This window comes from Burkholderia sp. AU30280, from assembly GCF_020420125.1.
Lineage (GTDB): Bacteria > Pseudomonadota > Gammaproteobacteria > Burkholderiales > Burkholderiaceae > Burkholderia.
Map to the genome: position 1 here is coordinate 1 of NZ_JAIZRY010000031.1, position 15,155 is coordinate 15,155.

Sequence of the window (15,155 nt, forward strand, 5' to 3'; positions counted from 1 at the left end):
GCGCGCCGCTGCGCGGGCCTGCGCGCGACCGGCCGCGGCAACCTGCGCGGGCTGACGGTGGGCCGCACGTTTGCGCTGACGGGCTACCCGCAGCAGGCGGCGAACCGCGAATACGTGGTGCTGTCGTGCGCGCTCGACATCGAGGAGGTCGCGGACCGTGCCGGTGCCGGACAGACATACCGATGTGAAGCGCAGTTCGAGCTGCTGCCGGCGAACGAGCCGTTCCGGCTCGAGCGCAGCGTGGCGAAGCCGGTGCTGAGCGGCCCCGAGAAGGCGATCGTGGTGGGCCCGGCCGGGCAAGAAGTCTGGACCGACAAATATGGCCGCGTGAAGGTGCAGTTCGGCTGGGACCGTCAGGGCAAGCTCGATGAGCATTCCGGGATCTGGTTGCGGGTGGTGTCGCCATGGCAGGGCGCGGACATGGGTGCGACGTTCCTGCCGCGCATCGGCCACGAAGTGGCGGTGATGCACTACTACGGCGATCCGGACCTGCCGGTGATTACGGGCAGTCCGGTGAACGAGTTCCGTCAGCCGACGCTGGAACTGCCGGCGAACCAGGCGGTGGCGGTGCTGCGGGGCCGGGAGTTCCAGGGCACGGCGTCCGGCCACGTGGCGATCGACGATACGCAGGGGCAGATCCAGACGCAGATCGCGAGCGACGCGGGTAGCTCGCTGCTGGCGCTGGGGAATATCCGTCGGATCGTGAAGAAGACGGGGCGGGCGGATGCGCGCGGCAAGGGCTTCGACCTGCGCACCGACGACTGGGGCGTGGTGCGCGCGCTGCGGGGGCTGTTCGTGTCGACCGACGGCCAGCCGAACGGTGCGGGCCAGGCGAAGGAAGCGAAGGCGGCGGTGGGCCGGCTGACGCGGGCGCGAGAGCTGCAGGAGAGCCTGTCGGGGCTGGCGCAACAGCACGAGGCGCAGCAGCGGGACGCGGACCAGAGCGAGGTGGCGAAGGCGATCAAGGCGCGCAACGACGCGATCCGGGGCGATGCGCCGGCGGGCGAGAACGACTTCCCGGAGCTGAAGGAAGCGGATCTGGTGCTGGCGAGTGCGGCGGGCGTGAGCGTGGCGGCCGAGCGCAACTTGCACGTGGCGAGCAACGAGGATGTCGCGGTGACGAGCGGGCGGCATGTGGGGTTCGCGGTGGGGCATTCGCTGTTCGCGAGCGTGTCGAACGCGTTCTCATTGTTCGTGCACAAGGCGGGGATGAAGTTGATAGCGGCCGCGGGCAAGGTGCACATCGAGGCGCAGACCGACGGCATCGACATGAAGGCGAAGCAGTCGGTTGGCATGATGAGCACTGCGGACAGCATCGAGTTCCACGCGGCCAAGGAGATCGTGCTGCACGCGGGTAGCACCGAGGTCCGCATCAGCGACCAGGGCTACACGGTGCACACCGCGGGCGAGCATACGATTCACGCGGGTAGCCACCAGACGGACGGGCCGCAAGGACAAGGTGGGGGATTTCCGCCGTTCCCCAAGTCCGGACCCGGCCAACTGGAAGTACTGCGCCACTACGTAACGGATGCGCCGGTCGACAAGAACACCATCGCTGTGACAGATAGCCTCGGCGCGGTGCACAAGGGAACGCTCGATGCATCCGGCCGCGCGATTGTGAGCGGGTTGGCGCCCGGCGCGGTCAACGTGCAATACGGGCACGACCCGCACGATTCCTGGGTCATGAGTAGCTACCTGAAACAGTCCGGGTGGCAGCCGGCAGGTGCCGCCTGACACGAATCGGCCAGTCCCTCTATCCATTCCACAGTCTGAACAAGTACATGGCTGACAAACAGCAGTCCCTTCCGTCCGTCGACGCGGCGATCGTGCCGCTCAATCAGGTTCACATCGCCGACCTCGAGGCCGGGGCATCGCATTTCGACAACTGGCTGCGAACGGCGAGCGGCGGCTATGTGACGCTAGAGCGCATCAAGGAGGTGTCGGCCGCGATGCCCGTTTTGGGCAACATCATTGCTGCCGTCGACGTGTGCGGCGATGTCTCGAAGCTGATCGAGCATCGGAACGTTCAGCCCCGGTCCGAAGCCGAGAAGATCGACCGGGTGCTCGATTGGGCGAACCTGGCGATCAATCTGATCGGGGTGCTGCCGATTCCACCCGGGACAGCGGCGGCTCGCATGTCGTTGCGCCCGACGCTCGGTTTGGTGCGCCAGGCCGTCAAGGCCGGCGCAAAGGATCTCGCCACCGCGTCGGTCGCCGTGATCGCTGGGCATTTCACGGCCAACCTGATGGGTGAATTGAAGCCGTTTGTCGAGCGGGCAAAGGCAAGGCTGACCGAGCTACTGAAGGAAGCGGGGAGCGAGGCCGAGAAGTGCCTGCATCAGCTGGCCGACGGACTGGATGCACTTGCCTCTGGGCGCTTGACCGATCCGAATGCGAATCTCGCGGCGGCACGCCAGAAAGCATCGCGCGTTTCAGCGAGTTCGCTGATCCACGACCCGACCAAAACGCTCGGAGACCTGTTCGGCGCCGTATGGGAGGTATACAAGGCGGGCGCGAAAGCAGAAGTGAATATCGTCGTTTCGCTGACTCCGGATGAGGCTCGATCGACTGTCCGGCATCTAGCGGCCGATATTCGAGCCAGCATCCCGGACGTCAAGAAGCGGATCCAGAGCCTGTCCAGCGACGATGTCGGTACGGTGATGTACATGCTGAACATCCTGATTCGCGCGATTCAGGTGTACGAAGACAAGAAGCATCATCTCGCCGCGACGGTCGACAGCAACAAGAGAAACCAGGCGAAGCGTAAGGAAGGGGGCGAACAAGTTACCAATGTCGGCAAGGAGGCCAAGGTCCAGAAGCCTGGGCCCGGTTGTCTTTGCGGGAACCAGCCGCCGGCGCGTGTGGGCGGCTCGATCGGGCTGGGGCTGGGAGACGAGTCGTTCACGCATACGGATTTTGTATTGCCTGGGGTCGTTCCGGTTGAATGGGCGCGGACGTATCGCTCGAACTTCGACGCGCATGACGAGCAGGGGCCGCTTGGACCGCGATGGACGACGCCGTATCACGTCGCATTCGAGGCGAAGGGCGACGGGTTCGTGTTTCACGACGCGTCCGGAAGAAGTCTCACTTATCCGGCGCTGCAATTGGGCCAACCGCATCGCGATCCAATCGAATCTTGCACGCTCACGCGTGAATCGGACGATCGCATTCGGCTCGTGCGCGGCGAAACCCTAACGGAGACTTACGAGCGGCACGGAACGCGTTTCGTGCTCTCGAAGATCGAGGACCGCTCGGGCAATGCAGTGACGCTGGCGTGGGTGGAAGGCTTGCTTGCACGGATCGAGGTGGCAGACATCGTCGCGGCGGTGACGCACGACAACGTCGGCCGCATCATGCGCGTCGCGTTGGTCGACAAGACCGGGGCGGCAATCCGAACGCTTGCGCGCTATCGCTATGACGAGGCAGGCGATCTGGTGGAGGCAAACGACGAGAATGCGGCGTCGTGGAGTTACGCGTACGCGCATCACCTCGTGACGCGTTACAGCGACCGCACTGGACGTGGGATGAATTTGGAGTGGGACGGGACGCACCTGGACGCGAAGGCGATTCACGAATGGGCTGACGACGGCACATTCGACACCCGTCTGACCTGGCACGATCAACTGCGCTTGACCTTCGTGACCGACGCGCTGGGCAATACGACCCAGCAGTACTACGACATCGACGGCTATGTGTACCGGATCGTCTATCCCGACCACACCGAAGAGTGGTTCATGCGTAACGCGGACAAAAACGTGACGCGACACGTGCTCCCTGACGGAACCGAGGAATCGTTCACGTGGGACGAGGCAGGCCAGATGACTTCGCACACGCAGCGTGACGGACGCATCGCGTATTACGTGTACGACCGGCACGGCAATTTGACGGGATTGCAGGATCCCGAAGGTCATCGCTGGGAGCGGTACTACGACAGCAAGGGCCGCGTGACCGAGGCGCTTGATCCGCTCGGGCGCGTAACGAAGTATGAATACGATCGCGCCGGCCTGCCGGTCGCGATCACTGATCCGAAGGGCGGCACGACGAAGATCGCATGGCGGACCGACGGACAGATCGCGAGCTACACCGACTGTTCGGGCAAGACCGCCACGTGGAAATACGACGACCGCGGTCGCCTTGTTCAGCAGCAGAACGCGGTCGGAGAAATCACCCGGTACGGCTACGAGGCCGGTCAGCTTGCGTGGGTAACGCGGCCAGCGGGTTTGCGCGACACTTTTGCGCGCGATGCCGAGGGCCGGCTGCTCGAACACGTGGATGCGCTGAACCGATCGACGCGTTATACCTATACCGCGGCTGGTTTGCTGGCTAAGCGACTTAACGCCCGCGGCGATTCAGTGGAGTATGGCTGGAACCGGCTCGGACAAATCGCGACGCTGCGCAACGAAAACGGACGGGAGTATCGGTTCGGCTACGACAAGGTGGGTCGTCTCACCAGCGAAACGGATTTCGATGGACGCGAGACGCGGTATTACCGTGCGGCGGGCAGCGGACTCGTGACGAACCGACTGTATGGCGGCGTTATGCAAGCGTTCGAATACGACGCGATGGGTCGGATTGAATCCCGACGGGGCTGGCCGGCGCAATTCACAGACCGTGGGCAAGTCTTCTTGAATCCGCAAGGTGAGGTGACTGTCGAGAGGGAGTCGTTCAAGTACGACGGTCTGGGCCGACTGGCGCTCGCGGTCAATGATCAATCGCGCGTGCAGCGCTTCTACGATCCAGTGGGAAATCTGGCGCGCGAGCACATGCTCATGCGGGTCGAAGAAAGCGAATACGAATTCGTGTGGCGGCACGAATACGACGAAGTCGGGGCGCGAGTTGCAACCATTCGGCCGGATGGTCATCGGTTGGACTGGCTTACCTACGGTTCCGGTCACGTGCATGGCGTCATGCTCGACGGGCGGGCCGTTGCAAACTTCAAGCGCGACGACTCACACCGTGAGACGCAGCGCGAACTCGGTAACGGACTGACGCAGTCGACACATTACGACGAGGCAGGGCGACTCGCGCGGCAGCTGCTGCAAGGCACGGGCCGCAAGGTGATGGAGCGTCGCTACCAGTACGACGCGGCGGGCCAACTGACCCAAATCACGGACCTGCGTCGCGGCGAGATCCAGTACGCGTACGACCCGATCGGTCGACTGACGCGCGCGCAGTCGTCGCTAGGGGTCGAGACGTTCTCGTTCGACCCGGCGAGCAACATCGCCGAGGCGAAGGAGCGCGACGAACACGGCATCGGCGTGTTGGGAGGGGCTAGGTCTGCACCGCTGCTGGACAATCTGCTGAAGGACTTTGCGGGCACACACTTCACCTACGACCAGCAGGGCAATCTGAACGAGCGCACGCATAACGGCGAACGCACGACCTTCGGGTGGAATAGTCTCGGCCGAATGATAACGGCACGCGACCGGCACATGCACGCGACGTACACGTACGACGCGCTCGGCCGCCGGATCGCGAAGCTGACGGAGCCTCAGGTGCCCTATCTCGCGGGCGCCGGTAGTGGCTGGCGGGATGCGGAACGTCAACGTCTGAAGCAGGAGCGTGGCTACGGCTTCACGTTGTACGGTTGGGACGGTGACACTCTGGCCTATGAGACAGCGTGGGAGCGACGGGAGACGACGCACTACGTGTATGAGCCGGGCAGCTTCACGCCGCTTGCGCTGGCCACGGGGCCGGCGATGTTGGACGACGGCGATGTCGCCGCGTCGGCGTTTGCGTGCATCGCTTACTATCACTGCGATCAAATCGGCACGCCACAGGAGGTCAGTGACGAGGCGGGAGAGGTCGCCTGGTCCGCGAGCTACAAGGCGTGGGGCGAGGCAAGGGAGGTTATCAGCGAAGCAGCACGCAAGGCAGGAATCAGCAACCCGCTGCGCTTTGCCGGCCAGTATTTTGATTCCGAGACGGGTCTTCACTATAACCGGCACAGGTACTATGATCCGTTGACGGGGCGCTTCATCTCGAAAGACCCCATCGGCCTGCATGGCGGGATCAATGTCTATCAATACGCGCCTAACCCGGTGGGCTGGGTCGACCCGCTGGGACTTTCGAAAAAGTGTCCGAAATGCTTGCCGAGCTGCAACGATGTTGCGCCTCAGGGACCGAAGGATGCTACCGAGATGGCGCAAGAACTTTCGGGCCAGATAAATCAGAACTCGGTGACCTTTTCCACGCCGACGACGCAAGGCCATATTGATCTACAAGGAGCGTCGCACTTCGACAAGGCGACGGATACCGATATTCCTACTCCTCATGTACAGACTCGAACTATCAACATCGGGCCGAACGGTCAAATAACGACGTCGAAGAAGACGGAGATTGTGAGGGCGGCCACGAAGCAAGACGTCCGTGTCGCGAGAGAGTTGGCAAGACGGAAAGGATTGTGCAAATGAAGGATTTAATCGACCAATTGCAGATTTGGTACGCATCTCAGTGTGACGATGTATGGGAGCATTCGTTTGGCATTGAGATTGCCAATATCGACAACCCGGGATGGAAGGTCAGGATAACGGGCGCATCGGCCAAAAAGCCGCTGGACATTAAGACTGAACGCGCGGACGATGATTGGGTAAGAGTGACGGCGACCGAAATCCAGTTCATGGCATATGGCGGGCCGCGCAATTTGCAGGAGATACTGGCACTTGCCGTTGACTGGCTGAACTGAAAAAATGAAGGGCCGCTGAAGCGACACTTCATTCATTCAATGCAGTTGGATGGCGCGGTGATCGGCTGCGGCTCGGTAAATTGGGCCCGCCGGCCTATCCTGCACTGGATCGAAATGGTTCAACGTTGAACCTTGGTTTGCCCCAGCCGCCAAAATCGGTCAACGTGCACTTACTCGTTTCTCCCCAGATCGGTGAGAAACGCAGCGGCGGCCGTCAGGATGGGGGCGGCTAGAAAAGCCCCCTTGCCACCTCGCGGCGCGCGTCGTCGTGGAGGTGCATTTGCTGAATTCCGGCGATCGCGTGTTGCAGCCAGGTATCGGCAATGACGCGATGTTCGTCGTTCGTGTCGGCCGAGGTCGACGCCGACAATTGCTGAATTGCGACGTTGCGCTGCGCCACGCGTGCGCGACGCACATGCTGGAGAACGGAGCGGACGTACGGTTCATCCAGGCGCTGCTGAGCCACGCGGACCTGAATAGCACGCAGATCTATACGCAGGTGGCGATCGGCAAGCTCAAGCAAGTGCACGCGGCCACGCATCCGGCGAGGCTGGGGCAGGATGTGGCGGCGTTGCTGACCGTGTTGGCCGACGAGGACGACGACGCAGCCCCTTGATGGTTGTATCGAATCGAGCCGCAGTATCAACAACTGCAAAAAACCGCGTCTAGGGGAAAAATGCGCCCCGACTTGGGGTAGGATGACGCAAAGCCTTACTGGGTAAGGGATTGCGGGCTGTATAAGAGGGAAAGTGCGTCTAAGGGTCTGTTTATAACCGGCACCGCTACTATGATCCGAGTAGCGGGCGGTTCGTCTCGAAGGACCCGATCGGGCTGGCCGGTGGGGTCAACGTCTATCAGTACGCGCCGAATCCGACAGGCTGGATTGATCCATTGGGCTTGACCCGGTGTCCGTGCAATTGCCCGACGATGATTAGTCCGCGGCGCTTGCAATCGCGTCAAGGTCCGAGTGAAATGACCGGGAATAAAGTAAAGCGATATGCGTCTGCGATGCGAAATCAAGGAGGTTACGGAGAGTTTCCGCCTATCGAGGCGGCTGATGTCGGCGACGGAAATCTTGTAATTATTGATGGTCATCATCGTGCAGAGACTGCAATGAAGGCAGGCGTCTCAGAAGTTCCTGTCAATGTCACAGCAGTGTCGCCGGAGGAAGCGGCTCAGCTTCAAGATGACGCGGCCATTGCGAAGGCAGAAAGGATGAACCGATGCCACTACTAGCTCCCGATGAATTTATGGCGACGGTAAGGGAATATGTTTTCTTGCAATCCGACGAATTTTTTAGATGCAATTCTGCAGTTCAGGATTGGAAGTATCTGACCGATTTTCCTCGCCAGGGTTATATACGTGTCCTAGGTAAAAATTGGGTTCAACGGGGAATTCCGGGGAACGCGGCGCGGATCTTGAGGAAGAAGTACTCCTCGTCGCGGTACCCGTAAGCCCGACGCTTAATGACCTTGATGGTGTTGTTGATGCCTTCGACAACGCTGGTATTGAGCGGATGGCGGCAGCGGGTCACGATTCCGTGCCAGTAGCCCTGCAAGCGCTCGGCGAACTTTTGCAGGGCGGCAATCCCGCTTTGCTGGGCCTGTTCAAACCATTGCCCCCAAGCCTTGTCCGCCCAGGCTGGCTTTCGGTAGAACCAGAGCCGTTTGAGCTCGTCGCGTAGCACGTAGACGCATAACAGCGACTGATTGACGGCCAGCAACTCCCTCAACTGCACCGCCTGTTCTGGCTTCAGATTGTGCCGGTTGCGCAGTAACAGCCAGCGGCTGGACTTCAGAACCTTCCGGGCCGGCTTGTCATGCCGGAGTTGATTGGCCTGATCCACACGTACCCGGTCGATCACTTCGCGGCCGTACTTGGCCACGACGTGGTACAGGTCAAAGACGATTTCCGCTTGCGGGCAATGCTCCTTGATCTCCAGCTCATAGGCCGTGGTCATGTCGATGGCGACCGCTTCGATGCGCTCGGCAACGCCTTCGGGCAACTGTTCGAAGAAGGTTCGAGCCGTTTCGCGCGAGCGTCCAGGTCCCACCCAGAGCACTTGTCGGCCGATCGGATCGACTACCACCGTGGCGTAGCGGTGGCCTTTATGCAGCGCAAACTCGTCCATCGCCAGATAGCGGATCGTCGACCAGTCCGGCTCGGCCACGCGCGCCCGCAGGCGCATCTTGTCGATCGATTTGACCGTGTGCCAGCCCAGGTCGTAGAAGGCCGCCACAGCCTGCACGCTGGCGGCCTGCAGCAGCTTCTCGCACGCCTTGGCGAAGCGCTCCGTCACTCGCTGGTAGCGGCCCAGCCATGCAAGCTTCTCCAGTCGCGGGCCACCGCAGTGTTCGCACCAGACCCGGCGACGAGGCACATGCAACACCACCCGGTATTCGAACAGCGGCAGATCACGCACTCGGCGAACCGTCGTCTCGTGGATCTGCTGGCAGCGTGCACCGCATTGCTCGCAGTACATGACCTTGCTGACCGGCTTCAGATACAGCGATAGCGTGCGGCCTTCGCCTTCCGGCCATTCCACACGCTCTAACCGATAACCCGTCCAGCAACCCAGTGCCTGCAGTGCTTTGCGATCCAGCAATTTGGCCTCCAACGCCCGTTTCTAGCGGCATCAGATTACCAATTGCCTCGAAAACCTCCACGGTTTTCCACGATGAACCAAAAATTGGACCTGCACTAGACATGGTTTGGGAGTAAAATTTGAATGTGATGATGGAGTTGTTGTCGATGTGCATAATCGGATTCTTGACAAAAGAATAGCGGATGCTCACCGAATAAGTGAATATATTTATTCGATATACAAAAATATCAACGATGACGTGAACCTCTATGGAGAATGCGAAGCCGAGATCAATAATCTCAAAATTATGGGACAGATGGAGCTGATGGATACGCAGAGGAAGATCTGGAGATTAGTCATGTAGGCTCTATAACCGGCATCGGTACTATGATCCGAGTAGCGGACGGTTCATCTCGAAAGACCCGATCGGGCTCGCCGGCGGCATCAACGTCTATCAATACACGAGCAACCCCGTACAATGGGTCGATCCGCTCGGGTTAGCATCATTACCACCTTCGCCTGTTGCTCTCGGTGACGGCGCGGGTGCGACGCCTGCGGACATAGCAGCCAGTGTCGGTGGACCAACTGGCGGTTCCCGAGTTGGAATCTCCGACTGCCTGCAACGACTTATTGACGAGGCTATCAAGAAGGAAAACGGAGTATTCCGCTGCTGGAGATGCGGACACACGTCAACAAATCCGGCAGACATGCATGTTGGTCATAGGAACGTACCGGTATCAAAGGGGGGGGGAATCTATCACCAGAAAATACGGCTCTTGAGGGAGCTGCTTGTAATCTCAGTGCGGGCAATCGAGGCGCACCTTCGTTAGGTATGTCGTGTGCAGAGCGAGGCAGTTGCGGAGCTCCCTACGGACGGTAGAGATCATGGACGTGATAGAGGTATTTGCAGGAAAGGCAGCGAACGGGGGGGTGGTGCGTGAAGAACTCCCGGCTCGCAAAATCAGCGATGACACGTATGAACTTCTCGCATCGCCGGGCTTAGCACTCCACATCGCAAAGGGCGACGTCATTCGTATTTCTTCTTCGGCAGTTCCGGTAGAAATTGTTCGCCGTGGAGGGAATCTATGTGTACAGGTCTATGCAGAAAGTGATTTATCGTCCGATGAGCGAAAGCAAATCGAAAGTGCGTTTCATTTGGCGTTGCCAGGAAGCGTCGACGGCGAGACAGATAAAAATATGTGCTTTTCAATTCCTGTCAGCGCTGGGTTCAGTGCCATCGAGCGTTTCTTTAACGAGTTATCGAGTCGGTTCGGCAACATCTCTTGGTACTACGGGAATGTTTACGGTGACGATGGAATCACGCCACTGAATTGGTGGGTCGGCAGCGAATCGAGTTGAGCATTACGGTGATCGAAAGGGGCGTGGTGGCACCAGGCCCGCTACTACGATGAAAGTAGCGGGTGATTCATCTCGAAGGGTTCGATCGGGCTGCAAAGTGGGCTGAGCGTCTACCAGTACGCGCCGAACCCGACGGCGTGGATTGATCCGCTTGGGTTGGCTTGCAAGTCAGCAGCGAGTACTCTGGGTCGGTTGAAGGGAATGGGTGTCGCTCAGATCGAGAAGACTCTGACGAACGACGGGTTCACGCAGACGAAAGACAACGGGAAGAACGCAACTTGGAATCATGCTGACGGCTCTGAGGTTCGTATTCACAAATACGGCGATCAAAGTATTCTTGACAGGAACGGGGACCTCAAAAAAAGTCTGGCCTGAATGCTCACGTTCACAAGGAAAATCCTTGTGGAGATCAGTTGAACGATAGAGGGTTTGCCAGTGCTGACAAGGACGAAACTCACATTGGAATATCGAATCCGGCAGACTACTCCACTGTTCGAGGTAGACCAAACGGGATTGGGCAATAGAAATGGGACACTGTGTACATATTCTATTTAATGACAATGCATCGCAAAACGCGATGTTTGATGACGTATTGGGAAGTCCGCACGTTGAGATTGTTCGATCATCCGTAGTGAGGGTGCTTGATCAGTCGTCGAATTCAATGAATTTTTTGACGAATGAAGCTCGGTTTATTGAGTTTGATTTCGAAGTAAAAACGCCATTCCTATCAAAATTCATTCGGTCATTTTTGGATAGATACGATTGCTTGATTAAAGACTGTGAGGATGGCGAGGACGAAGAAGGAGTGCCTCCCTCACAATATTTTAGAGCGGTATGAAACGCAGGGGCCGCTGAGGCGGCCCTTCGCGCGTTTACGAGCCGGCGACGATTGTGCGAGAGGACGCGGAAGACGAATCTCGCTGCCGGTCGCACAGCGTGTTCACACGCTGCCTGAGCGGTATCAATGGCAGGCGGTGTCAAATTACCTGCACGAGTCGGAAAGCTTCGTTTCGCTGGCGCGACTGGACGAGACGCTGGTTGAGGCCGCGTTTCTTGCGACGGGTACCGATGGTCGATTCGTGCAGGTGCCGCCCAAGACACGGCACACGACAACTGTTTTATCAGAACGATAACCTGGGTACGCCGCAGGAATTGCTGGACGATTCGGGCAAGGTCGTGTGGCTCGCGCGCTACAAGGCATGGGGCGGCAGGAAGGAAAACTGGTGGGAACAGCGCGACTCTGCCGAAGCGCTCACCCCGATCCGTTGCGTCAAGGAAGTCTTTCCTCAAGACCCAGATACGAATCGGGGGGCGTTCAGGGATTTTGAAGGTCAGATTGCAGATCAAGTAGCGCGCGGCGATAACGTGATCGTTCGGGTCGTGCCGCAGTATGGGGCAAGTTCAACACGACCGGACTCTATTCTCTATCAGGTCAGGACTAACGGCGTTACAGAATCGCGGACGTTTGCAAATCCTTGCCCCTGTAAGTGCCCATGATTGGAGACGAAATGACACCTACTGAACGATTGACAGCTTTTGTTGCAGATATGCTGCAATGGGAAATTTCACTGAATGAGCAAAGGCGAGCGCAGAAGGGTACGAATGACCCGTCCTTAGCTGAGCGAATCAGCCAGAATGCCAGGGAAAAACTGCGGCTAATTTTTGGTGAGCATCTCAGCGCCAAAGCGCTTGCTACAAGGGCGCAATCTCGACTGGACTTGTTGGATACGGGACGTCCACCGGAATTCGCGCAGCGGATATTGGCGGATACAGAAAGTCGCACGGGGAAAACGACTTACATAGAGACGTTTAGGGAGAGAGGGCACCTCGCTCCACGTCGTCGCTATGCTCTCGTCATAGAAGGCGATGAGCCGAAGATTGATGTCGTTTACGCTTGGCGCGACAGTACTGGAAAATGGGCCAAGCAGGATTCCATCTGACGGCACCGCGTGTACAAGTCGGGCAGCTTTACGCTGCTCGCGCGGGCGATAAGGCCGGCGACGTTTCGCGACGGGCAAGTCGACCCATCGGCACATACGTGCTTGCTGACTACTATTCTGATCATATTTTTTGCGGCATTCGAAACAAATGTTTGGACATCCCAGATGATTGATGTTTGCGGTGACGATACGGACGGACCGCTCGACGCCGAGACGCCCGCGCGGCATTTCGATCTGACAGTCAGTGGGTTCTCCATATCTGACGTGCCGGCTGTGCGCCGGCGGCGAAAACACCATCCGGACATGGCCATGCCGCCAGTTCAACGTGCGGCCCGCGTGGACGGCGCGGTGCAGAACGTCGCTACCCGATCATTGCGCAAATTGGACGATGTTCTTCTACCAACGAGGCGCCTGCCACGTGGACCCGTGCAACGTTGTGAAGACGTCGTACTTTCGGCCTTTTTGTTCATGCAAATCGACAAGGCGCTGAGTTTGGACCAAACTCTGGTCCCGTGTCCGTGGTGCGGTGGCGACCGTACCAGTTACCATCCATACCGGCGGCCCAGCGGCCCCCCCCTGGTTTCCGTTGCCAGTCCTGCCTTGCATACTTCACGCGCGTGTCGAATACACCGTTGCTGCCTCCGCGGGCACGCGCACATGCGCGGCGCTTCGTCACCATGCTGGGATGGCGCGAGGGCTTTGATGCGGCAGCACACGAACTCGACGTTGGACATAAGGTGGTTAGGCGGTGGGTTCGAGTGTGGCGGCAATGGCTGATACGGCTTGATCCAAGCGGAGAGATGGAAGCTCGCGTGCGGCTAGGAGTGCCACCTCAGCCGCGGAAGTCCAAAATTTGACCGAAACACGATGACGCGTACGGACGTCGTCGATCTGGCGCTCGAGTGCTTGGGATCGGAGTCCCCTGGCCGAAATCTTACTTGGTTCGAGGGAGCGATTTGACTGATCATCGTTACGTTCGGATTTCGCCCGACGTCATTTTCTCGGCCGATATCTTCGCGCCTGCGTACCTCGGGCTGCCGGTGTATCGCCGAGCAACTGCGCGGAGCAGGCTCCTTCTGACAAACCGAACATCGATCTGCGTCAGATTGACATGTGGGATGACGACGGCGATCACGCGCCAGTGTAGCGGCGATGGAGGCTCATCGAATTCTCGGTTTTTGTATTTGTAAATAGGACTACGAATTAAAGTTGACGTAACTAAACTAACGATCTTTTGATGGGGTCGACTCCCATTGACTTTCCAGGATGACGTGGACTTGGAAGCCGGTGCATCGGCGCACCGTAGTCTTGCAGACCCATCTCATCGCGGAAGCTTCTCGACGGCCGGCAGCGGCACCTCTGGAAATGTGTGCGGTTGGGATGTAGGATTTTTCGACGGTAAAAAAAGTATGCGGTTGGGGTGTAGGGGTCGAAAAACTATGCGGTTGGGATGTAAACCGGCCAAAACCACATATTTTTACTCCGGAGCACTCTCTGATGATCTAACGGCACAGCGACCGGACGAAGAACCTGACAAGTTGTACAGCTCCCAGCAGCTGCCGACATTTTGAGGATCGACCGGTGCGGTTTTCATCGTGGAACGAGGCTCTACCTCAGATTCCGGATAGATTTGCGCAAGCCAAAGACATCAGAACCAGGGGTTGCAAAATTCGGACTGGCCATAGATTACTACTTTGCTCCTACACCAATGTCATACCCGGATTCAGATGTCCACCTTCCAGCTATTTAAAAATGTCCGGTTTTAAGGTTGGTTTTGCTACTTCTGTTTCCTCGTTTTGATCGTTACGCAGTGTCGAAGGTCGGCGCTTGAACGGGCAGGGCGCTCACGGTTGTCTCCCCCGCCTTTGCAGACCGACGGCTAGGTTTATTTGCCGGCTTTGCGGTTCGCCGACGCTGCGCCAGATCCACGATCACATGCTCGACGTCGGCCTGCGTGATCTCGCGTTGCTTCTTCTTGCTCGGTTCAGCCTCGTTTCGATTGGTTCGCGTCGAGTCGCCTCGATGTGTTCGAGACGGAGCTTTTCCGATTCGACTGTTATCGCGTTGCGCCTGAAGGGCTTGCGCGACCTGCAGCACATGACTCAAGCGCTTGTGCTCGACGACGGCACCTTGATCGATTTCAGCCAGGCGATCGTACTGCCGGCAGCGCAACACACGATCGTCAGCCCGGATCTCGATCCGCCCATCCGGGTACTCCCAGACCTCGATCTGACGGTCGATCAGTTTCCGGTTGGCCGGCGTGTCTTCCAGCAAGTACATCACCCGGTCGTACTGCACCGTGAGCGACTTCGTCACTTTCCGCGGCTCGCGCCACGTCAGCACCAAGTCCAGACTCTCGTCGGCCCGCAGCGGCCGATGCGCATTGAAGTCGCTCTTCGGCGGCTTCGCGAAGCGCGCGTTGTAGGCGGCCATGAAGGAGGGCGCATAAGCGTTCGCGTTGGCCACCGTATTGATCCCGCGCAATCGCATCTCCTTGACCAATCGATCCTGCAACGTCAGGTGCGCTCGCTCCACGCGTCCCTTGGCCGAACTGCTGCTCGCACAGAATGTGTCGATGTTCAGCTCG

At 58.8% G+C, this 15,155-nt stretch carries 9 protein-coding genes and 4 pseudogenes; 11 read left to right on the top strand and 2 right to left on the bottom strand.

The window, feature by feature from the left end; genetic code table 11:
- The 5 genes and pseudogenes from LGN17_RS36085 to LGN17_RS36105 form a co-directional block, all read left to right on the top strand.
- Positions 1-1,734: type VI secretion system Vgr family protein (locus LGN17_RS36085; RefSeq protein ID WP_226201508.1), on the top strand; the 1,734-nt coding region annotated here is incomplete at its 5' end.
- A 47-nt stretch (positions 1,735-1,781) separates the two neighbouring features.
- Positions 1,782-6,413: an RHS repeat-associated core domain-containing protein gene (locus LGN17_RS36090; protein WP_226201509.1), complete on the top strand. Its 4,632-nt coding sequence runs from the start codon at positions 1,782-1,784 to the stop codon at positions 6,411-6,413.
- Complete coding sequence (locus LGN17_RS36095; protein WP_226201510.1) at positions 6,410-6,685, top strand: immunity 53 family protein; 276 nt, start codon at positions 6,410-6,412, stop codon at positions 6,683-6,685. Before LGN17_RS36090 ends, LGN17_RS36095 begins: the two co-directional genes overlap by 4 nt.
- A 280-nt stretch (positions 6,686-6,965) precedes the next feature.
- A complete protein-coding gene (locus tag LGN17_RS36100) occupies positions 6,966-7,301 on the top strand; it encodes a tyrosine-type recombinase/integrase (RefSeq protein WP_413227071.1) in 336 nt (111 codons plus the stop codon).
- A 143-nt stretch (positions 7,302-7,444) separates the two neighbouring features.
- Positions 7,445-7,921: pseudogene (locus LGN17_RS36105) on the top strand (RHS repeat-associated core domain-containing protein); the annotation flags it as partial.
- 148 nt (positions 7,922-8,069) lie between these two features.
- Here the strand turns inward: LGN17_RS36105 and LGN17_RS36110 are convergent.
- Positions 8,070-9,290, bottom strand: coding sequence for an ISL3 family transposase (locus tag LGN17_RS36110; RefSeq protein ID WP_226201511.1), 1,221 nt, complete (start codon positions 9,288-9,290; stop codon positions 8,070-8,072).
- Between the two features lie 91 nt (positions 9,291-9,381).
- On the opposite strand from LGN17_RS36110, the pseudogene LGN17_RS36960 reads away from it, so the two are divergent.
- The 6 genes and pseudogenes from LGN17_RS36960 to LGN17_RS36965 form a co-directional block, all read left to right on the top strand.
- Positions 9,382-9,633 (top strand): annotated as a pseudogene (locus LGN17_RS36960) (hypothetical protein); the annotation flags it as partial.
- Between the two features lie 4 nt (positions 9,634-9,637).
- Positions 9,638-9,773, top strand: a pseudogene (locus LGN17_RS36115) (RHS repeat-associated core domain-containing protein); the annotation flags it as partial.
- A gap of 381 nt (positions 9,774-10,154) precedes the next feature.
- Positions 10,155-10,628, top strand: coding sequence for a DUF4265 domain-containing protein (locus tag LGN17_RS36120; protein ID WP_226201512.1), 474 nt, complete (start codon positions 10,155-10,157; stop codon positions 10,626-10,628).
- A gap of 1,068 nt (positions 10,629-11,696) precedes the next feature.
- Complete coding sequence (locus LGN17_RS36125) at positions 11,697-12,125, top strand: RHS domain-containing protein (RefSeq protein ID WP_226201513.1); 429 nt, start codon at positions 11,697-11,699, stop codon at positions 12,123-12,125.
- Positions 12,126-12,136: 11 nt separating this feature from the next.
- Positions 12,137-12,568, top strand: coding sequence for an NTF2 fold immunity protein (locus tag LGN17_RS36130; protein ID WP_226201514.1), 432 nt, complete (start codon positions 12,137-12,139; stop codon positions 12,566-12,568).
- 677 nt (positions 12,569-13,245) lie between these two features.
- Positions 13,246-13,425, top strand: a complete 180-nt coding sequence (locus LGN17_RS36965) for a DUF746 domain-containing protein (protein WP_413227072.1) — start codon at positions 13,246-13,248, stop codon at positions 13,423-13,425.
- Between the two features lie 946 nt (positions 13,426-14,371).
- Here LGN17_RS36965 and LGN17_RS36140 read toward each other — a convergent pair.
- Positions 14,372-15,155 (bottom strand): annotated as a pseudogene (locus LGN17_RS36140) (ISNCY family transposase); the annotation flags it as partial.